This window comes from Geoglobus acetivorans (genome assembly GCF_000789255.1).
Classification (GTDB): domain Archaea; phylum Halobacteriota; class Archaeoglobi; order Archaeoglobales; family Archaeoglobaceae; genus Geoglobus; species Geoglobus acetivorans_B.
The window spans coordinates 1167147-1187382 of sequence record NZ_CP009552.1 but is presented as its reverse complement, the minus strand read 5'-3'; the positions used below and the strand labels follow the sequence as shown (position 1 = coordinate 1187382).

Below are 20236 nucleotides of genomic sequence, written 5' to 3'. Positions count from 1 at the left end.
TTTTAGGTTTTCGATAAAAAAGGAGTGATGATCTGGATCATTGTAACAAAAGATGAATTTGAACGCCAGTTCAGAGATCTAACCAGAAAAGACAAACCACTGGCTGAAAGGCTGGCCAAAGCCATCCTGAAGCTGGAAGATAACCCGTATCTGGGAAAACCTCTTTCCTACGATCTCTCGGGATTGTGGTCTCTGAGAGTAGGAAAATACCGGATTATTTATGAAATCAACGAAAACGAAAAGAAGGTTATTCTAAGGGCTGTTTCCCACAGAAAAAAGAGCTATTAAGCGTCAATATCCAGCTCTTCCAGAAATTCCCTGAACTCCCTTTTCTCTGGCTGAGTTTCAGACATTTTCAGAGATTTCATCAGCTCCTCGTCACTCATTATCTCCAAGGTCTCAATGAGTGAGTCCAGTCTGTCTCTGAGCTCCTTGAGGTCCTCGAGAATTCTTTTACTGGCAGCGGTTTGCATACGAATCATTGTTGGATCCATCATTTATAAAGCTATCTTCCCGATTTCAAAAGCTCATCCTCTCAGCAAACTCTTCAATAGCTCTTTTAACCTTTTCCAAGGGCAGCATATACATCAAAATCTCCCAGAACTCCATGACCAGATCCTCCCCCATCTCGACCTTGATCTGCTCAAGATCCAGCCTGTAGGTTCCGTTCACCTTGTTTATGTTGTTCCTCAGAGCTATTTTCCTCGCATCAACCGCCACGGCGTGGTCCTTCCCGTTTCCGCTTTTAATCAGCACCCTGAACCTGTAGTCCTGCATTGCTCCCACCCCAAACTGGCAAATTGGATCTCATATTATAAAGCTTGACCCCACGGTGAATGTGAATACGTTTTATTTCATGAAATCTTCTTTTTGAAACGTTGCACAAAATGAAACAGGGTTACAGGGGGCTGATTTTCTGCCTGACGTACTCGATAAGAGCGTTCAGCGCCTCACTCAGCCAGTAGTTTGCGGTGCCCAAAATGAAGTCCAGCACCTGATTGAGATCCAGCCCCGGCATGGCTGTTTTTCCCTGCATTAGCGGGTAGCCAAAGAAGAACAGCAGGGTGATTAGCTTAACCGCCCTGCTCTCGGTCAGCCACGAAACAACTCCGAGTGCTGCAAGAATAAGGAGAGGGGAAGCGCTCAGGAAGTCCGTCATACCTCCATCTCCAGACTTCTCCTTTCGAGGTATCTGACCAGCTCCTTGTATGCGAGCCTGAGGTTGTCCTTGTTGCCCTTGACTCCACAGCTCCTCAGTATGGCCTCGAACCTTCTCTGAGAAACAGCTTCTGTAAAGAGATCTGCGAGAATTAAGGCATTGGCCCCGCTTTTGGCCACCCTCTCCTCCCACGCCCTATATACCATACTGCCGAACTCTGTAAAGTTCCCGTGCATGTCCTTGATGCCGAGGGCGACAAGGAGATCCTCGTCCTGCCAGTCCTCCTCAGTCAGCTCTTCGGCAATTTTCTCGGCCTTCTCCTTCTGCTTGAGCAGGCTCATCTTCTCCTTGACCCTTTTTGCCTTTCGCTTCATCTCTCTGTAAGCGTTATACACGTCGTCCGGGATCTTTGCAGTCTCAATTTCCCCGATCTTCCTGTAATCCTTCCTCAGGAAAAGCCAGCCCCTCTGCTTCGCCCATATCTCACCCTTACCCCTCTTGGTCATCTGGATGAAAATGTGGGCCGCATCCCTCAGCTTCGGAGGGATCATCTCCCATGTAGCTGCGGTTACAATCAGAACAGCAACCTCCTCTCTGACAACCTCGAAGTCCTCGATGAAGTCAACCAGCAGATCCCTCTCACCACGCTTGCTGAACCCGTAGCTGCTCGTATGTAGGGCGAAGTCGTCCCACAGAACCACCTTCACCCTGCCGTCCGAGTGCCTGACGAGGTCGTCCCTGTATGGCAGGTTGCTGAAGTCGTTGATCGTAAATATGGTGTGCTTCAGAACATGGTTCCAGCCTCTCAGAACCTCATAGGCTATGTTCATCCCAGCAACAGTCTTCCCAAGCCCCTTATCTCCAAGGATCCCGATAAAAAGGAACCCGTCGTTCTCTATTGCCGAATGAATTGCGTGCATGAGCCTGTTATTCAAAGTCCACCACCTCACCCTCGAAAAGCTCATTCAGATCTTCTCTATCCGCAAGGTCCGTGGCGGCCATCCAGAGCTTCTGCTTGACCCCCTCCTGCTGGAGGGTCTTCAGCACCCTCATCTTATGGTAGGGTGCGAGAAACTCAAACAGCTCGTCCCTCGCCCCCCTCCCGAACTCCCTCTCGGCGATGTCGAGGATGAAGATCAGGCTGTCCCCGTGAGGATCAAAAACGAGGGTTCCAAAGCCGTGCTTGGCCGAAAGTCTGTAGGCTATGAACCTCCTGAGCTGCTCGATCTTGTCATTCTCCTTTAGCTTTATCCTGCTCAACCTGCCTCACCTCCCTTATCACGCTCAGCAGCTCGCTTATCGTCTTCCTCGGCTGTGTGATCTTCTCCCTCACGTAGGCCCTAAGCAGCTTGTTGTAGTCCTCGGCGATCTGCTTTATCTGGGCGGTTTTGAGCATCTTTGTATAGCTGTCCTCGTTCATGATCTCGCTGCATTCAACGAGCTTGGTCTTTGTAACCTCAAGGCTGAAGTGCTGTTTTATCGCCCTGACGTTGAAGATAAAGGCAGTAAGCACCGCAAGGAACAGCGAATAAGCAAGGTCGATCCGGAAGACGTTCAAGAAATCGGCAGCAACGTTGATCACGAGCATGCCAAAGAAGGCAATCAGGCTGTATCTCAGATTAAACTCTGTCTTGCTGTCGTTGACCTTGTCCTCCACATTTACGGCCAGAATTCCCTTAACAGCTTCTCCATCAAGCTCAAAGCTCACCGGCTGCCTGAAGTCACCCTTAAAGCTGATCCTCGCCAGCTTGTTGTCATGGTCCCTGATGAGGTTCAGCTTTGGGAGGTATGGCAGCTCGTAGAGCCTTATAGGCTTGGAGTAATCAACGATCGCAAGATACAGCTTTTCGTAGTCCGCCAGATACCTTGCAAGGATGAAGCCGAGAACAAAGAAGACTGCAAAAGCCCAGTTATACATATCTCTGATCTTCTCCCTGCTCAGCTCCAGAGCCGGGATCTGTTTGGTTATTGTGGCGTTGCTGGTAGGGACCTTTATCACGGCCGTTGAATAATCAACGCTCAGAATAGCCAGAATCAGAACAACGCAGGCAACGAGGATAATCAGGTTGTCAACGAAGCTTATCAGGAGCCTGTCCCTCTTCAGCCAATAGCTCAGAGCAAAGCCGACAAGAAATATACCCAAAGCTCCAGCCGCCCTTTGCCAGCCGAACTTGGCAAGTTCTGACTTAAGGATAGCTATGGGATAATCTTCAAAATAGAAGAGATCTCGCTTCTGCTTCAGGATTGCGAATCCCCACGGAGAACCAATTGTTACGACTTTCAGCCCTGCATATTCCTGCACTCCTGAGAAATTCAGGCGGTTGTAGCCCTTGTGTATGGTTGTTTTCTTCCAGACTCCGCCAAAGACGTCAACAACTGTGACCGGCTCGGTTCTGCTGGCATGGATCAGAATCCAGCCCTCGTCAAGGTCGTAGTCCACAACGTAGGCCCACTTATCAATGTCCCACTTGCTCCCTGTTCCAGTTATGAATTTCTTGGTCTCGTTGCTCCAGTAAACAAGATCTGGCTGACTGCTGAACTTTCCGAGCTCCTGAACCGTGGTGTTCTGCTTGGCGAACTTGGACATGTCGATGTAGTCCGCTGAAGCCACGGGTAGCACCAATAAAATCAAAAAAAGAATTAACGCCCTGGCCATGAGAATCACCGTGTAAAAAATAAGGAGAGTTTACCTTCTCCTTCCAAGAATTGCGTAAACTCCAACTGCACCAATTGCTATGACGCCAATCTTTGCTGCTTGATCAAGCGACGCCCACCACTCGGAGAGGCTGAAACCTCCACCTGATCCTCCTGCTGCCATTGCCTGCAGATTGTTGATGTATTCCTCGTAAAGCTGTCTTATCTGTGCTAATTCATCATACATCTTCAGAACATCCCCAGTATGGCTTATATACCTCGTAAGCGTTACATTAGTCAATTCATTATCCTGCCAGTCCCTGATAGTTCCAACCGTGAAATTGTAGCCGGTCAGGTCATAAATTCCGTCATCTGCAACAAAGAACCACTTATAACTGCTGTCTGTCGTGTAGTTCTTCCCTACTTCAAGTGTTCCGGTCCAATCGGTGAAAAGCCAGCCTTCAAGCGTTGTTGTGTTATTGCCGTCATAAACAGTTATGGTTATTGTTTTGTTTATTCCTGTCGTATTAAGCCCCAATAACGCCAGCTCTGCCGCCGCATAGCCATAATAACCAGTCTGATTTAGATCGTTATTGAGAAGCCCTGCGAGAATGTACGGATCAATCAACTGCGTGACGTTCCAATTAGCCACATAGTCCTGAGCCAGTCCATCAATGTATGCATCTATGTTTGCGTTGATCATGTTATATTCACTGTCAATCTGAGAAAGAATTACAGTATAGTTTGACCGATCATAGACCAAATCCCCACCAATCAAAACCTTATTGATTGTAACCCAAGCATATGGATCCGGATCATAGCTATTGGTGTTTTGAACTTGCGCTTTAACAACATTGTAAGTGTAACTATTGCCTAACGCGCTAACAGTTGCAGTCGATAGAATAATGGAGTTCGCATAAACCTGTTTATCTGTCGTGCCACTATACGTGACCGCATATGAACCTGTGTTTGGATTATAGGTGATCTTTGAGTATGTTATAATAATAGATCCATCAGCCTGAGACCCAGTAACAAACATTTCCACCGTACTAACCCTCACGTTCGACAGATAATAGTTCAGAGAGTAGTTTAAAAGTCCAGCAGATTCATTAGCAAGCGTTATTATATTCCTCGTCAAGTTCAAATAGTAATTATAAACAACGTCATGTGCTGCCTGCTTCGCTTTTGTCTTTGCTGTCAAGAAATCGCTCCCGTTCTGAGTCAGTTCATAGTCTATGACCTTAAGAGCGTTGTATTTTGCCAAAGCCCACGCATAGTTTTCTGAATACTTAAGCAAATCCTGACCAAGCGAAATTATATTGTTATCTCTTGCGTAAATCTCTTGCAGATACAAACGAGTGTTAATGTCATTCTGAACCGTGTTTGACGTTAGCTGTGCCTCATATTGCTGAATTAACTCCTGATAGTTCTCAGAGTCCTGAATTCCAAGCCAGTAACCGAAGACACTCGAAGCCGCAAAGCCAACAGCAATGGGAATTATAAGCGGGATTGCAACCGTTTGCCCTATCAGCATCATTAGCATCAGAGCCGCCATTACTGCTTTTCTCTTATCGCTCACAGCCACCACCTCGGCAAAAAATAAGTTTAAAGTTCAGTCCTGCTTTGCTGCTACAATCAGAGCGCCAACGCTGACAATCAGCATTATGAAAGCGTTAGTGGCATCAGCCAGATAGGTGCTTATGTCTATGCCAATAGAAGTCAGATACCCAGCAGCAGCCAGCGGAAGTCCTATGGCAACGCTCAAAGCTCCAATTTCCAGGGCTGTAACCTTCTGGTTCTTCTTTACCTGTTTGTCCAGAGCAAAGACGCCCAGAGCGCTGACAAGCACAATCCAAAAGCTGAAGTCTGTCACCCATGCCAGATTTATGCTGCCCAGTCCGAACGTCGCAACGCCTGCAATCACGTAAACCACAAACAGGGCAGCCTCATATATGCTAACGTTCCCCTTCCTGTAGGCCCCTCCATAATACTTCCCATATCTCGCCATCTCACCTCACCTTTTCCTTTTCTTTCCTCCTTTCTTTTTCCCGCCACTCAACCCAGCCAGCGCCTCGTACTTGCTAACCCGCACGTATATCAGCGCCAGCACCGCTACAAAACCGAGAGCTGCGGGAACCGTTCCGAGGTACTGCTGAACCACCTGCCTCAGCCAGTCCCCAGCGAGGGCGTCAAGTAGCAACTCCAGAACAACAAAGAGTGCGAGCAATACTGCAAAGTCTGTATGCTGGCGCCTCATTTTAAAACAGAAAATAGGTTTCCAGTATATAAAACCGCTAAAAAAACTAATCCCTAATCTGGAGAAGAAGGTTAAACAGCTCCGGATTAGACCTCATCTTTTCAACAAGCTCGACCATTTCCTTTGCCTTCCTGATCGTCTCAGGATCCATCATGTCCATGACCTCCTTCATGAACTTCATCTCCTCCATTTCCAGCTCCACACGCTTGGACTCATCAAGGATCAGAGCACACCTGCCACAGTAGAAGTCTGTCGGGGCGTTCAGGTAGCCGCAGCGTGGACACTTCTTGGGCTTAACTCCAGTATCTTCCCTTTCCTCATCTTCCAGCCCATATAACTTGTCTATCGCCTTGTCAATATCCCTGCCTGAAAGGTGCACATATATGGCTGGCATCCCTGAGCCCTGCACCCATCCAAAGTACTCGCACATTTGAGCCTCGGTTAAGTGATTTGCCAAAACTGTTGCTCTCGAGTGTCTCAAAATATGTGGATACACCCTCTTTTTAATTCCGGCTTGCCTTGCAACCTTTTCAATGATCTTCCGGAAAGACTGGTATTGCATTGGTTCGCCCCAGTTTCGCTGACTCAAGCTACAAAAAACATAGCTCTCGGGGTCATCTCTGTTAGGGTGGTTCTCCAACCAGCGCCATAAATATTGTGCAGACAAAACAAGTGGAACCACTCTTTCTCCTGTTTTGCCCTTTACCTTAACTCTCGCTTTTAACTCACCGTTTGAACTGTTTACCCAAATAATATCCTTTATCTTCAAATTGCCAAGCTCTCCAATCCTAAATCCACCCTCATAGCCCACAGCAATCAGCGCCTTGTCTCTCGGATTGTCCGCAGCTTCAATCATCTCGATTATTTCCCCTTCACTCAAAACAACAGGTTTCTTCTCTGGCTTCCTAATCTTCTTCAAAAGCTTCAGATACTTCCAGTCCTCCCCATGTAACCACTTGAAAAACTTCCTCATGGCTTTGCGATATTCATTCTTTGTACCAACAGCGTAATCCATCTCTTCAAGCCTTGATAACACGTCCACAATTTCCTTTTCCCCCCATTCATCCATGGGTTTCTCAATCCAATTCGCAACCACTCTTAAAATTGACAGATACCTTGCAATTCTGAGCCTACCTATGCCCTCAGCAAGTAATGATTTTTTAAACTCCAAAATGAGCTCTTTACTCCTTTTATTTTTAACTTCACGAACAATAAGCCTTTCTTGAGCTTTTAATCGTTTAACATCTCCGTGAAAATGCATGTTATTGACTCACCAAACACGAAATTTAAAGCTTGAGGGGGCTTCTATTTTTCGAATAATGTAGCACCCGCGGGGCTACTCCATTCCACTCCGAGAGGGTGGTTTACGTAGCTTAGAAACTCCAGAAGCTTCTTTTCAACGAAATCGGATAGGTTGGGGATGTACTCCCTGACTGCGTTCAGCACGTCTCTCTCCTGATTTTTCTTGTCATCACGTCTGTTAATTCTATTCAGCAGGACAACCTTCTCGAAGTCTTGCGTGGAAAATTGACAAATGGTCAGATAATCTTCCTCAAACCAAAACGAATTGAGCAATGGGGCCGCCGAGATTTGAACTCGGGTCACGGGCTCCCAAAGCCCGAAGGATAACCAGGCTACCCTACGGCCCCTTCCTTTCAGGCCTTACCGAATGGGTTTAAAAATTCTGCGATAGTTTAATCTATTTTCTGTGCGAGATTGGGTTGTGAAGAACATTCACGACTCCATCCACGGTACCATCAGGCTTGAGGACTGGATGGTTGAGGTTATAGACACTCCCGAATTTCAGAGGCTAAGGAGGATCAAGCAGCTTGGCTTTGCAGACCTCGTCTATCCCGGAGCCAACCACACCCGATTCGAGCATAGCATAGGAACGCTGCACGTTGCAAAAATGCTCACAGATGATGCTGAGATCCTTGCTTCTGCCCTCCTCCACGACATCGGACACACCCCTTTCAGCCACTCCGGAGAAGGCATCGTGAGGAAATACCTCGGGAAGGAACATGAGGATGTTGTGGACATTCTGAAAGGTTCCAGAATAAGAGAAATTCTTGAAAAGAACGGGATGGACTGGAAGAATGTCGCAAAAGGTATTTTGAAACCCCCGGTTTCGAGTGTAATTGATGTTGACAGGATAGATTACCTGATGAGGGATTCGCACTATACTGGAGTTGCTTACGGGATAGTGGATTTTGACAGGCTCATTAAAACACTGGAATTTGACGGCGAAAACGTTTATGTCAGCATAAAGGGTGTGAGGGCGATTGAAAGCCTGCTGATCTCCCGTTATCTCATGTATTCTGCCGTGTATCATCACCATGTTTGCAGAATTGCCAAAAAAATGTTTGAGAAAGCCGTGGAATGGATGATCTCGGAAAATGAGATCGATCCCAAAAAACTCGTTGAAATGGATGATCACGATGTAGTCTCAGCAATGAGAAACTCGTGCGGATTTCCCAAGGAGATGGTTTCGAGACTTGACACCAGAAGGCTGTACAAGAGGGCAGTATATGCTCCAAAACAGGATGTTGGTGTTAACATAGAGAAGATTGACACAAAAAGGGCGGAGAGAGAAATTGCCGAAATTGCCGGACTGGATGAGCAGGAGGTCATAGTGGATGTACCGGAATACAGAAGTGAGGATTATGACATTCCCGTGTATGTGAATGGGGAATTCGTGTCCGTTGAGGAGATATCTCCTCTCGTGAGGGCGCTGAAAAATGCACACATGCAGAACTGGAGAATGGGTGTGTACTGCCCTGCAGAACATGTAGACTCCGTGAGAAAAGTTTCCGTGGAATATTTCGATATAAATACGTCAACACAGCGGAAGCTATCTGATATTCTCGATCTCTGACATCACGGCTTTTTTCATCACTTCAACGGGAGCCTTCTGCCCGGTAAATATCTCGAACGCCCTCGCACCCTGATAAACGAGCATGTCGATCCCGCTGACGATCCTGCAGCCAAATTTTCTGCCTGCCGAAACCAGTGGCGTTGATGGGGGGTTGTAAACCATATCAAACACGGCATGGGCCTTTTTGATCAGGTTCAGCGGTACGGGCATGATGCTTTCAAAGCCCTTCATGCCCAGTGGGGTTGCGTTGACTATTAAATCGAATTTGTGGTTTTCCAGAGCATGTAGGGGAACGAACTCAGCACCGAATTTTCCGGCAACCGCTCTGCCCTTTGCTTCAGTTCTGTTGGTTATGTAAACTCTGCTGGAATCTCTAAGGGCGTAGATACACGCTTTGGCAGCCCCACCGGCTCCGATAATCAGCACCTTCAGCCCATTGACTTCAATTTCCGCTGCATTAATGGCTTCAAGTATTCCATAAACATCTGTGTTGTAGCACTTCCCGCTTTTCAGGTCCACTGTATTTGCGGCCCCTATCTCCTGGACTTCTTTTTCCGGATTGAAAAATTCGATGATTCTCTCTTTATGGGGGATTGTAACATTTATGCCCCTGATGTTCAGTGATTTCATGCCTGCAACCGCTATTTCGAGTTCTTCAGGTTTAACCTCGAAGGGAACGTAAACCCCATCGTAATTCAGGTGCCTCAGCGCAGCGTTGTGCATCACAGGTGAGAGGGAGTGTTTAATCGGGAATCCTATGACACCGAAAACGCCGGTCATTTCATTGACCTCATTTTTGCCACCATATCTGTTATTCTCGAGGGTTTTTCAAAGAATCTGGCCGGATTTTCTGACTTTTTGATTATAACCTCTTCTCCTGCTCCGACCTCCATGGACTTGTTTCCATCCGCTATTGCCAGCGCATCTCTGAGTGCCGAAACTCTTATCTTTACCTCTCTTTCTGGTGACAGCACCCAGGGCCTCCACCCGATTCTGAATGGTGATATCGGTGTGAAGCAGATAGCCTCTGTGTAGGGGTCGATAATCGGCCCGCCCGCTGAAAGCGAGTAGGCGGTTGAGCCTGTGGGCGTGGAAAATATTGCTCCGTCAGCCCTCATGGATTCGATAAGCTCCCCATCCGCATACACTTCGAACTCTATCAGTCTCGCCTGGATCGAGGAGACAACGGCAACCTCATTCAGGGCTGTAACTCTCACGTCCCTGTGTGATGCCTCGATCCTCATGAACTCCTCTATTCTGAGTTTACCCTCTGCCGCTCTGAGCAGCTCTTCACCATAGTTTTCCGGAGATGCATGAGTCAGAATTCCCATCCTGCCCGTATTGATGCCGAATATTGGGGGCGGGTTTTTCAGTTCCTGCAGTGTTCTGAGAATTGTGCCATCTCCCCCTACCGTAACGATCATGCCGCAGTCTTCGAGTGCGCATGATGGTATGTGGTGCAGTTCTGCCTGATATCCGTATTTTTCGAGAAATTCTGCGACTTCTCTGGCTATTTCCACCGAGTCAAACTTGTAAACTATTCCGATTTTCATACCAGCTCGAGCAGTTTTTTGTGAAGGGTTTTTCCGGAAACCACAACCCTGAACCTCTCTTCCATGGAAATCTCTTTTTTCCAGATGTTGATGCCATCCAGATCCGTGATTTCTGCGCCTGCATTTTTGGCGATGAAAAGTGATGCGGCTATATCGTACACCCTGAGATACCCCTTCCCGTTTTCTGATTTTCTCAGATCAATGAAGCAGTCGAAGGATCCTTCGGCAACCATGCATATTTCCAGAGAGGCACTGCCGAATATCCTCATCCTTCTGAACGGATATCTTCTTTCAGGATAATACACTATTGCGTTGCAGTCCAGCCTCTCCGTTTCGCTGGCTTTTATCTTCTTTCCGTTCTTGTAAGAGATTCCGTCTGAGTGGTATTCATCACCGGTTGCAAAGTTTTTCACATAGCTGAAAAATGTGTCTCCAAGTTCTCTGGAGGATGAAAAGCACAGCGTGACAGAATAAAATGGAATACCATTCACCGCATTGAATGTCCCGTCAATTGGGTCGAGTGCAACGTATATGTCTCCTTCACCAACCACACCCGCTTCTTCACTGACCACCCTCACATCGTGCTGCAGGAGGTGTTCAATGGCTATTTCCTCCGCCATGACATCTATTTTCTTGCTGGGCGTCCCGTCCTTTCCGATACCAACCGTTACTCCGGCTTCAGAAGTGCCTGAAAGCTTTTTTACCTCCCTTTCTATTTCTTCAGCAACGCTCCTTGAAATCTCAAGAGCTTCTTTCGGGGTCATAAAAACCTGTTCAAAAAATGGAAGAATTCAGGCGTCAAGCCCGTATTTCTTTGCGTTTTCATCAGCAACTCTCTGAAGCTCTTCTATAATTTCCTGCCCTTTCGGATGGCTGAACAGGTGTCTGAACCTTCTCTGCAGCTTGAGGTATTCGGTTACAGGTTTTCTTTCCTTGATTTTTCTCACTCTGACAAGCTGCCCGTTCTCGTATTCCACAAGCGGGTACAGTCCGGTCTCCACCGCGAGCTTTGCCACCTCCACCGTGAGCTTGCCGTCTATTCCCCATCCCGTTACACATGGGGAGTGGACCTGGATGTATTTGGCTCCCTTAAATTCCGCTGCCCGTCTGACCTTTCTCTGAAAGTCCTTTGGATACGCTATGCTTGCCGATGCCACGTATGGGATGCCATGGGCAACTGCAATACCGATCATGTCTTTCTTCCTTCCGACCTTTCCCGGGAGTATGTTTCCGACCGGTGTGGTGGTTGTTGCCGCTCCCGTCGGGGTTGCCATGCTCTGCTGATTTCCGGTGTTCTGGTAAGCTTCGTTGTCATAGCAGATGTAGATTACGTTGTGATTTCTGTCCATCATTCCAGACAGGGTGCCGAAACCTATGTCGAAGGTTGCACCATCTCCTGCGAAAACCACAACATGGGCCTCATCTTCTCTTTTTAATGCTCTAAGTGCCGCTTCAACACCTGCTGCAACTGCTCCAGCATTCTCGAAGAGTGAATGAACGTAAGGCACTCCCCATGTGTTCCTGTTGTACATTGAGCTCACAATTTCGAGGCAGCCTGTTGAGTTGACAACGATGGCCTTGCCATCGAGAGCTTCCAGAGCGCCCCTCACCGCTATCGGAAAGCCGCATCCGGGGCAGGCTCCATGTCCGGGACCAAAAAGGTTCATGGTATCACCTCTTCGAACTCGTTTAGACCTTCATACCTCTTTTCGGGGGTGATTTTTTCCTCTGCAACGTTTTTTACAATATCCTCGATGAGCTCTCTCGGTATGTCTCTGCCTCCAAGGCCCACCACCACCGGATACACTTTCAGGTCCAGCCCGAAGAGGGCGGATTTGACGTCTGCTGTGACCGGTGGTTCGGCACCTACAGACAAGGCTCTGTCGAGAACAATAACCTTCTGGGCATTCTTGAGGCTTTCTCTGACGTCCTCAGCAGGGAATGGACGATATGTTCTTATTTTGAGCAAACCTACCTTCAGTCCCTTCTGTCTGAGATGTTTTACAGCCTCTCTGACAAGGCTTACGATGGAGCCCATTGCGACAACGACGATTTCAGCATCCTCACAGGATTCAGCAACGACATGTCCACCCCAGTTTCTGCCCGTGATTTCGTACCACTTTTCGAATTCCTCGAGCATGATTTCCTTTGCTCTGTCCATTGCATATTCCATCGCCACCCTGAATTCCATGTAGTATGGTGGCGGTGCATAGCATCCCATTGCGACCGGATTGTTTACATCAAGCTTGACCGGAGGTTTGTATGGTGGAAGGAACCTGTCAACTGCATCCTGATCGAGCAGATCAATGGGCTCGTATGCGTGTGTCAGCTTGAACCCGTCAACACATACCATGAATGGGAGAAGGACATCTCTGTTTTCTGCAACCTTGAAGGCGAGAGGCACCATGTCGTGGGCTTCCTGATTGTTTTCGGCATAGAGCTGAATTATACCTGCATCTCTAATGGATATGCTGTCCTGAATATCGTTCCAGATGCTCAGTGGGGCTGAGATTGACCTGTTTGCCACGACAAGCACGACTGGCAGCCTCATTCCTGCTGCGTTGTAGAGAACCTCGGTCATTAGAAGCAGTCCCTGTGAGCTTGTGGCCGTAAACACTCTTGCTCCTGCTGCTGAAGCACCGAGAACCATTGAAGCGGCTCCGAACTCGGATTCTGCTGTTATGTATTCCGTATCACCAAGGTCTCCGTTAGCGTACATCTGCGCGAGATTCTCAACAATCTCAGTCTGGGGAGTTATTGGGTAAGCGGCAATCACGTTTGGCTTTGAGAGCTTTACTGCATATGCTATGGCGTAAAAGCCTCTCACAACTTTCCTCATTTCAGCACACCTCTATCTTGTAAATATCCTTTGTTTCCATTTCTATTGCATTGACGGGACAGACGGTATAGCATACCCAGCAACCCTTGCAGTAGTCGTGGTCCACAACAGCTACCTTCTTCTCGTCTTTTTCCACAAGCTCAACGGCAGGTTCGGGGCAGAATGTAACGCACTGCCCGCATCCAATGCATTTTTCTTCATCAACAATTGCCCACTCTGTCCCCCAGTCCCCCGTCTTCATTGAGGTGCTCAATGGGGGATTGCTCGCACCGATATAAAGCTTGATTTTTACCATCCGCATACCTCCTTCATGTGATCATAAGCCTCCCTAACAAGCCTAACATTCTTTTCGGCAATATCCTTGTTTCCAAACCATTCCATAATCGTCTCTTCCACACTTTCGATTTTTACAATCCCTGTTGCTCCAACAAAAGCTCCAACCATTGCGGTATTTGTGATCGGCCGCCCCAGGATTTCCATTGCCATTTTTGTGGCATTGATCGCATGGATTTCAACATCCGTATCGAGTTTTTGCTTGAGGTCCTCACTGCCCTTCGGGTAATTTATTATTGCAATACCGCCGTCTTTAATTCCTGCAAGGACATCTACAACATCCACGAGAGACGGATCCATCACAACAACGAAATCGGGGTTTTTAACTTCGTCTCTGATTACAATCGGCTCGTCAGAGATTCTCAGGAAAGAGACAACCGGAGTACCTCTCTTTTCGGCGCCAAACATGGGAAATGACAGTGTGTAATAACCATCCTTAAATCCTGCAACTGCCAGGATGTCTGCTGCTGTAACTGCTCCCTGACCACCTCTACCGTGAAACCTAACTTCTTTTAGAATATCCATCCCCTCCTGAAATCTGTGTCATAGAATGGCAATTTTAAGGATATAATAAGTTTGTGGTATCCGGAATATTGTCTGCTCTGTTTTCTCATGTTTCTAATCATTTTTATTTTAGGAAAACAAATTCCGAAAAATTAATAAAGAAAAATAATTAAAATTTTAAAAGGTGATAAACGTGTCCAGACCAGCAGACTTCTACAACATCGATGAACTTCTAACAGATGAGGAAAAGCTCGTCAGAAGCTCAGTCAGGGAGTTCCTGGAAAAGGAAGTCAGGCCTCTTGTAATAGATGCCTGGCATGAGGAAAAGCCCCTCAACTTCAGGGAACTCGGAAAGAAGTTTGGAGAACTCGGCATGCTCGGGGCATTCATCCCCGAGGAATACGGCTGTCCGGGGATGAACTACACCACATTCGGATTGGTCTGCCAGGAGGTCGAAAGGATAGACAGCGCCCTGAGGAGTTTTGTTGCTGTAACATCCGGCCTCGTCATGTATCCAATATGGAGATACGGGAGTGAGGAGCAGAAGAAAAAGTACCTTCCCAAACTTGCGAGCGGAGAGATAATAGGCTGCTTCGGCCTCACCGAACCAAACCACGGCAGCGACCCCGCAAGCATGGAGGCGAGATGCAAAAAAGACGGAGACGAGTGGATACTCAACGGAACAAAAACCTGGATTACTGAAGCCGACATAGCAGACATAGCAATCTTCTGGGCGAGAGACGTTGATGACGGCAGGGTGAAGGGATTCATAGTGGAAAAGGGAACCAAGGGATTCCACCAGAGCGCGCTGACAAAGAAGGGCTCGATGAGAGCAGGTGGCGTAGGGGAGTTCTCGCTTGTTAACTGCAGGGTCTCAGATGAACAGAGACTGCCTGAAGCGCTGGGCCTCGGCGCCCCCCTGAGCTGCCTCAACCAGGCAAGATTCGGCATCTCCTGGGGTGCAGTTGGCATAGCCCTGGACTGCTTTGAGACCGTCCTCAACTACGTGAAGGAGAGAAAGCAGTTTGGAGCACCTCTTGCATCATTCCAGCTCGTCCAGGAAAAGCTCGCCTACATGCTTATTGAAATCACCAAGGCCCAGCTCGTCGCATGGAGGCTGGGCAGACTAATGGATGAAGGCAGGGCAACAACAGAACAGATCTCCTTAGCCAAAAAGAACAACGTCAAAATCGCAAGGGACATAGCAAGACTCGCAAGAGAAATGCTCGGAGCCAACGGCATAAGCCTGGACTACTCCCCGATAAGACACATGGCAAACATCGAGTCAGTCTACACCTACGAAGGCACAGACGACATCCACACCCTCATCCTGGGAAGAGCCATAACCGGAATCCAGGCCTTCAGAAGGGAGCTGAGGCTTGAAAAGTAAAAATTTTTAAAGATTAATTATTTAAAATCTACTGAGGTGTTATGCATGAAAAAAACTGCAGCGCTGTTTGTGTTTGGTTTGCTGGCGCTGGCCCTGCTTTTTGCAGGATGTGCCCAGCAAGAACAGAAATCTGAGGAAACACCCAAGGCAGAGGTCCTCTATTTTGGGGCACCACTGAGTCTTTCAGGAAAATACTCCAAGGAAGGCCAGATGTCTCTGTGGGGTATGCAGGTAGCTATAAAGTGGATAAACGAGGTACATGGTGGGCTTAAGGTTGGTGACAAGGTCTACAAGGTCGAACTGAAATATTATGATGACCAGTCCAACAAAGAGGTTGTTCAGAGTCTGATTCAAAAGCTTGCAGACCAGGATGGTGTCAAATTCATCCTCGCCCCGTACAGCTCTGGCCTGACTCTGGCAGCGGCACCAATTGCTGATCAGAGAGGTGTGTTGATGAATAGCCATGGAGGCGCGAGCGATTACATATTCGAGCAGGGCTACCATTATGTCGTCCAGACTCTCAGCCCTGCGAGCAAGTACCAGACCGGCTTCCTCGACATGGTTAAATCGGTTGATCCGGAGGCAAAGAGAGTCGCGATGATATATGAGGACAATGAATTCTCAAGGGCTGTTTTCAAGGCTGCTGGCGAGTATGCAAAACAGCTTGGCTTTGAGATCGTATTTGACAAGACCTATCCAAAAGGTGTTCAGGACCTGTCTCCGCTGCTCAATGAACTTGCTGCAGCTAAGCCCGATGTGATAATCGGTGGAGGCCATTTTGCAGATGGTCAGCTCCTTGTCAGCCAGCTTGCAGATATGAAGATCAATGTAAAGGCGGTTTCGATACTTGTCGCACCTGCTCTCCCGGCATTCTATGATGCTCTCGGTACCAAGGCGGAGGGCGTTTGCGGCCCGGCTCAGTGGGAGATTGGAGTCAGCTATGGGCCTGAAGCAGCTAAGAAGCTTGGCATCGATTACTATGGTCCAACACAGGATGAGTTCCTGAAGATGTTCAAGGAAGTTTCGGGAACCGATGAACCTCCAAGCTACCACGCTGCAGAGGCTGCAGCTGCAGTACTCTCTTACGCCTACGCAATCGAAAAGGCACAGAGCACAAATCCGGATGATGTCAGAGAGGCCATGAACAGCATTGAGTTCATGAGCGTTTACGGAGTGTGGAAGATTGATCCAGAGACTGGAAAGCAGATAGGACATGAGATGGTCATAATTCAGTGGCAGGGAGGCACAAAGAAGATTATATGGCCTCCAGAAGCTGCGAATGCAGATCCGTACTATCCAATGCCCACGTGGGAAGAAAAGGAGCAGGGCAAGCTTGCTACCAAATAATCCATATCTATTTTTTTGAGGTGATGGAATGGTAGGTGACCACTTAATTTCGAATCTGTTCTATGGGGCGTTGCTTGGCAGCGTTTATGGTGTTGCAACAATGGGTCTGAGCATGATATTTGGAGTTTTGAGAATTGTTAATGTTGGTCACGGTTCTTTTGTTATGGTTGGGGCATTTACAGCTTTCTGGCTTTTTACGCTTTATTCGATCGCTCCGATTTTATCCATACCTGTTGCTCTTATTTTTGGTATTGCCCTTGGTTTTGTCATATTTCGGGCCGTGATGAAAAAGCTGGTTGATGCCCCAGAACTCTCCACCCTGCTTGCCACCTTTGCCATAGGTGTGTTTATCGAGGAGTCTGCAAAATTCATCTGGGGATCTGACTACGTTGGTTTCAGCTGGGACATTGGAACACTGTATCTCGGGTCGATAACCGTCCCGTACACCAAGATTCTTGCATTTGTGGCCTCGACAATAATTGCGGGGTTGCTCTACCTGTGGTTCACAAAAACAAAGCTTGGAAAAGCAATAAAAGCTGTTGTTGAGGACAGGGATGGTGCAGCGGTTTGTGGAATCGATGTAAACAGGATTTTCACTCTCAGCTTCGCTCTCGGGATTGGAGTTACTGTCATGAGTGGAGTTCTGGTAACGCTCTTTGTTCCTGTTGGAATCAACGTGTACATGGGTGCGGATTACACACTCAGGGCTTTCGTTATTGCTGTTCTCGGCGGTCTGGGGTCGCCATGGGGTGCGTTTATTGCGGGATTCCTTTTCGGGCTTTTCGAAAATGGCTCTTACACGCTGCTTGGCATGATTCCAGGAGTTGAGCCGTTTGCCCTGACGAGATTCGTGGCATTCGTGTTCCTGCTTGTGATTCTGCTTGTCAAACCAACCGGTCTCTTTGGAGGTGAAGAGTGAATGCAGATTGGCAAACTCAAGGCCCTCACTCCAATGGTAATCGTCTATGTCATACTGCTCGTCATCGGATTGACTGTTCCGGGAATGTGGCAGCCTGTGGTTTACTTCATGTTTTACGTGGCTCTCGGCCAGGCATTTAACATATTCCTCGGGCTTACAGGGTATGTTGACTTTGGATACGTGGCATTTCTCGGGCTTGGAGCGTACGGGATGGCAATCGCCCTCCAGAGCTTCGCACATCTCGGACTCATTGCAATTCCCATAGGCATTGTGCTTGCAGTTATCATGTCTGTACTGCTCTCCATGGCTGTTGGAGCGGTGGCTCTGAGGTTGAGGGGAGCATATTTTGCCATTGCCACAATAGGCGTGAATGAAGGTTTCAGGTTTTTGCTTGTTGGAACAAAACTCTGGGGCGGCTCAGAAGGCATCGTGCTTTCAGGTTTCATGAGGAAGGCGTTTGGACGAGAAATTGCAAACTATCTTTCCACCTTCGTTTCAGACCTGCTGTTATTCCTGGTAGCTTTTCTTGCAGCTCTCACGACAGTTGTGATCCTAAACAGGAAAATGGGTTATGCTCTGCTCGCTCTGAGGGAGGATGAGGATGCTGCCAGGGTGATGGGGATAAACGTAACAAAATACAAGATAATGGCGTTCATAACCAGTGCGGCGTTTGCAGGGCTGATTGGGGCGATAGCCTGGACTCTGAAGTTGACCTATGTGTTCCCCGAAGACGTCTTTAACATACACTACACAGTTGAGGCGATTGTTATCGTGATGCTTGGAGGTGCCGGGACCCTCATTGGTCCGATGATTGGTGGTTTAATCTATGGCATACTCAAGTATTATCTATCGGTGATATTTCCTGGAGTGCAGCTGCTGATTCTTGCACCTCTTCTTATCATAACCATTGTGGCCTTCCCGGAGGGAGTTGCAGGATATCTGATTAAGAGAACAAGAAACTCCAGGCTTGCAGAGTATTTGAGGTGATAAAATGGCACTCTTAAAGCTTGAAAACGTTACAAAGAGGTTTGGAGGTCTTGTTGCTGTCGACTCAATAAGCCTTGAGGTTGAAGAGGGTGAAGCACTCGGAATTGTTGGACCGAACGGGAGCGGTAAAACCACGCTCTATAACCTCATAAGCGGAGTGTATTACCCGGATGAGGGCAGGATAATTTTCAATGGGGAGGATATCACAAAACTTCCGCCGCACAGGAGAACACCCCTGGGGCTTGCAAGAACATTTCAGATCCCGAGACCATTTGGCTCGGCAACGGTGATAGAAAATGTGGCGATTGGTGCCATGTTTGGGGCGGGAATGGATGTTGATTCGGCCCTTAGAGCGGCTGATGAAATGCTGGAGCTTGTGGGAATTGACCATCTGAGAGATAAGGAGGCAAAACTCCTCACGCCCCTTGAGAAGAGGTTAATGGAGCTTGCAAGGGCTCTTGCGATGAAACCTAAGATGCTCCTTCTGGATGAGGTCATGGCCGGAATGAATCCTTCGGACATTAACCGGATACTGGACCTTCTGGACAGGATACGGAAGGAGGAAAAGGTGGCCGTGGTCTCGATGGTGGAGCATCTCATGCATGCCATAACCAGGTTTGCTGAGAGAGTGGTTGTGATGCACCAGGGCAAGAAGCTGATTGATGGTGAGACGTACGAGGTGTTGAGCCATCCAGAGGTTATAGAAGTCTATCTTGGAAAGAAGGTGGTTTGAATGCTCACGGTAAGGGAACTTGAGGCTGGTTACGGGGAGATGCAGGTTCTCTGGGGCGTAAATCTGAAAGTGAGGAAGGGGACGATAACAGCAATTCTTGGACCCAATGGTGCCGGTAAAACAACCACACTTAGAGCCATTTTTGGACTCAACAGTCCCTGGAATGGAAACGTGGAATTCGACGGTGAGGATGTAACGTTTCTGCCCCCGCACAGAAAGGTTGAGAAGGGACTGACGATGGTCCTCGAGGGCAGGCATCTCTTTCCCGGAATGACAGTGGAGGAAAATCTGGAACTGGGGGCATACACGAAAAGAGCTGAAGAGCGATTTGATGACTCACTTGAGCTGGTTTTCACACTCTTTCCAAGACTCAAGGAGAGAAAAAAACAGAAGGCAGGGACGATGAGCGGCGGAGAGCAGCAAATGCTTGCCATTGCGAGAGCGCTGATGACCGCCCCGAAAATGATTCTGCTGGATGAGCCGAGCCAGGGTCTGGCACCCAAGCTTGTTGCAGAAGTTTTTGAGACGATTTCAAAGCTGAGGGATGAGGGACTTACAATCCTTCTTGTTGAGCAGAATGTATTTGCCTCTCTGGACATAGCGGACTACGCATACGTTCTTGGGGAGGGTAGAGTTGTTACTGAGGGCACTGTCGATGAAATAAAGGATTCTGATGAAATTAAGAGGGTTTACGTGGGTGTTTGAT

General features: G+C 48.0%; 26 protein-coding genes and 1 tRNA gene. 8 read left to right on the top strand and 19 right to left on the bottom strand.

The annotated features are described in order from the left end of the window. Positions 1–27 precede the first annotated feature (27 nt). The gene (locus tag GACE_RS07055) at positions 28–288 is read left to right on the top strand and encodes a type II toxin-antitoxin system RelE family toxin (RefSeq protein ID WP_048092293.1); all 261 of its coding nucleotides are present in this window, start codon (positions 28–30) and stop codon (positions 286–288) included. On the opposite strand, the gene GACE_RS07050 is transcribed toward GACE_RS07055, so the two are convergent. From GACE_RS07050 to GACE_RS06995, 12 genes are all read right to left on the bottom strand, one after another. Further along, positions 285–473 carry a hypothetical protein gene (locus GACE_RS07050; protein ID WP_048092291.1) on the bottom strand — a complete coding sequence of 63 codons (189 nt, stop codon included), beginning with the start codon at positions 471–473 and terminating at the stop codon, positions 285–287. The genes GACE_RS07055 and GACE_RS07050 overlap by 4 nt on opposite strands. 46 nt (positions 474–519) lie before the next feature. Further along, positions 520–777 (bottom strand): hypothetical protein, encoded by a 258-nt coding sequence (locus tag GACE_RS07045; protein ID WP_148305947.1) that lies wholly within the window; start codon positions 775–777, stop codon positions 520–522. Positions 778–898: 121 nt separating this feature from the next. Then, entirely contained in the window at positions 899–1159 is a 261-nt protein-coding gene (locus GACE_RS07040; protein ID WP_048092287.1) for a hypothetical protein, read from the bottom strand. After that, positions 1156–2094, bottom strand: coding sequence for a hypothetical protein (locus tag GACE_RS07035; RefSeq protein WP_148305946.1), 939 nt, complete (start codon positions 2092–2094; stop codon positions 1156–1158). The genes GACE_RS07040 and GACE_RS07035 overlap by 4 nt, the downstream gene beginning before the upstream one ends. After that, complete coding sequence (locus GACE_RS07030; RefSeq protein ID WP_048092283.1) at positions 2087–2419, bottom strand: hypothetical protein; 333 nt, start codon at positions 2417–2419, stop codon at positions 2087–2089. Before GACE_RS07030 ends, GACE_RS07035 begins: the two co-directional genes overlap by 8 nt. Then, positions 2391–3770, bottom strand: coding sequence for a hypothetical protein (locus GACE_RS07025; RefSeq protein WP_048092281.1), 1380 nt, complete (start codon positions 3768–3770; stop codon positions 2391–2393). Before GACE_RS07025 ends, GACE_RS07030 begins: the two co-directional genes overlap by 29 nt. Positions 3771–3845: 75 nt before the next feature. Beyond that, on the bottom strand, positions 3846–5372 hold the full coding sequence (locus tag GACE_RS07020; RefSeq protein ID WP_048092279.1) for a hypothetical protein: 1527 nt from the start codon (positions 5370–5372) through the stop codon (positions 3846–3848). A gap of 33 nt (positions 5373–5405) precedes the next feature. Then, complete coding sequence (locus GACE_RS07015; protein ID WP_048092277.1) at positions 5406–5801, bottom strand: hypothetical protein; 396 nt, start codon at positions 5799–5801, stop codon at positions 5406–5408. 6 nt (positions 5802–5807) lie between these two features. Beyond that, entirely contained in the window at positions 5808–6050 is a 243-nt protein-coding gene (locus GACE_RS07010; RefSeq protein ID WP_048092275.1) for a hypothetical protein, read from the bottom strand. 46 nt (positions 6051–6096) lie between these two features. Continuing rightward, complete coding sequence (locus tag GACE_RS07005; RefSeq protein WP_158413823.1) at positions 6097–7221, bottom strand: tyrosine-type recombinase/integrase; 1125 nt, start codon at positions 7219–7221, stop codon at positions 6097–6099. Positions 7222–7355: 134 nt separating this feature from the next. After that, a complete protein-coding gene (locus GACE_RS11420) occupies positions 7356–7625 on the bottom strand; it encodes a hypothetical protein (RefSeq protein ID WP_148305945.1) in 270 nt (89 codons plus the stop codon). Further along, positions 7626–7699, bottom strand: a tRNA-Pro gene (locus GACE_RS06995). A 59-nt stretch (positions 7700–7758) separates the two neighbouring features. On the opposite strand from GACE_RS06995, the gene GACE_RS06990 reads away from it, so the two are divergent. Then, positions 7759–8925 (top strand): HD domain-containing protein, encoded by a 1167-nt coding sequence (locus GACE_RS06990; protein ID WP_318249151.1) that lies wholly within the window; start codon positions 7759–7761, stop codon positions 8923–8925. Here the strand turns inward: GACE_RS06990 and aroE are convergent. From aroE to GACE_RS06955, 7 genes are read right to left on the bottom strand one after another with little or no spacing between them, the layout of a single operon-like run. Beyond that, positions 8902–9705 (bottom strand): shikimate dehydrogenase, encoded by an 804-nt coding sequence (aroE, locus tag GACE_RS06985; protein WP_048092266.1) that lies wholly within the window; start codon positions 9703–9705, stop codon positions 8902–8904. The two genes, GACE_RS06990 and aroE, sit on opposite strands and share 24 nt — an antisense overlap. Then, positions 9702–10478 carry an NAD(+)/NADH kinase gene (locus GACE_RS06980; protein ID WP_048092264.1) on the bottom strand — a complete coding sequence of 259 codons (777 nt, stop codon included), beginning with the start codon at positions 10476–10478 and terminating at the stop codon, positions 9702–9704. Before GACE_RS06980 ends, aroE begins: the two co-directional genes overlap by 4 nt. Further along, on the bottom strand, positions 10475–11242 hold the full coding sequence (locus tag GACE_RS06975) for an inositol monophosphatase family protein (RefSeq protein WP_048092262.1): 768 nt from the start codon (positions 11240–11242) through the stop codon (positions 10475–10477). The genes GACE_RS06980 and GACE_RS06975 overlap by 4 nt, the downstream gene beginning before the upstream one ends. A 27-nt stretch (positions 11243–11269) precedes the next feature. After that, positions 11270–12145: a thiamine pyrophosphate-dependent enzyme gene (locus GACE_RS06970; RefSeq protein WP_048092261.1), complete on the bottom strand. Its 876-nt coding sequence runs from the start codon at positions 12143–12145 to the stop codon at positions 11270–11272. Then, entirely contained in the window at positions 12142–13317 is a 1176-nt protein-coding gene (locus GACE_RS06965) for a transketolase C-terminal domain-containing protein (RefSeq protein WP_048092260.1), read from the bottom strand. Before GACE_RS06965 ends, GACE_RS06970 begins: the two co-directional genes overlap by 4 nt. 1 nt (position 13318) lies before the next feature. Further along, positions 13319–13612, bottom strand: a complete 294-nt coding sequence (locus GACE_RS06960) for a 4Fe-4S dicluster-binding protein (RefSeq protein ID WP_048092259.1) — start codon at positions 13610–13612, stop codon at positions 13319–13321. Continuing rightward, complete coding sequence (locus GACE_RS06955; protein WP_048092258.1) at positions 13606–14175, bottom strand: pyruvate ferredoxin oxidoreductase subunit gamma; 570 nt, start codon at positions 14173–14175, stop codon at positions 13606–13608. Before GACE_RS06955 ends, GACE_RS06960 begins: the two co-directional genes overlap by 7 nt. Before the next feature lie 172 nt (positions 14176–14347). Here GACE_RS06955 and GACE_RS06950 point away from each other — a divergent pair, with 172 nt between their 5' ends. The 6 genes from GACE_RS06950 to GACE_RS11765 are packed head-to-tail and all read left to right on the top strand — an operon-like array spanning position 14348 to position 20235. Then, the gene (locus tag GACE_RS06950) at positions 14348–15544 is read left to right on the top strand and encodes an acyl-CoA dehydrogenase (RefSeq protein WP_084063763.1); all 1197 of its coding nucleotides are present in this window, start codon (positions 14348–14350) and stop codon (positions 15542–15544) included. 45 nt (positions 15545–15589) lie between these two features. Further along, positions 15590–16891 (top strand): amino acid ABC transporter substrate-binding protein, encoded by a 1302-nt coding sequence (locus GACE_RS06945; protein ID WP_048092256.1) that lies wholly within the window; start codon positions 15590–15592, stop codon positions 16889–16891. A gap of 28 nt (positions 16892–16919) precedes the next feature. Next, on the top strand, positions 16920–17810 hold the full coding sequence (locus tag GACE_RS06940) for a branched-chain amino acid ABC transporter permease (RefSeq protein ID WP_048092254.1): 891 nt from the start codon (positions 16920–16922) through the stop codon (positions 17808–17810). Beyond that, positions 17811–18797, top strand: coding sequence for a branched-chain amino acid ABC transporter permease (locus GACE_RS06935; RefSeq protein ID WP_052400250.1), 987 nt, complete (start codon positions 17811–17813; stop codon positions 18795–18797). 4 nt (positions 18798–18801) lie between these two features. After that, positions 18802–19530: an ABC transporter ATP-binding protein gene (locus GACE_RS11770; protein ID WP_048092252.1), complete on the top strand. Its 729-nt coding sequence runs from the start codon at positions 18802–18804 to the stop codon at positions 19528–19530. After that, positions 19531–20235, top strand: a complete 705-nt coding sequence (locus tag GACE_RS11765; protein ID WP_048092251.1) for an ABC transporter ATP-binding protein — start codon at positions 19531–19533, stop codon at positions 20233–20235. Position 20236: the final 1 nt, after the last annotated feature.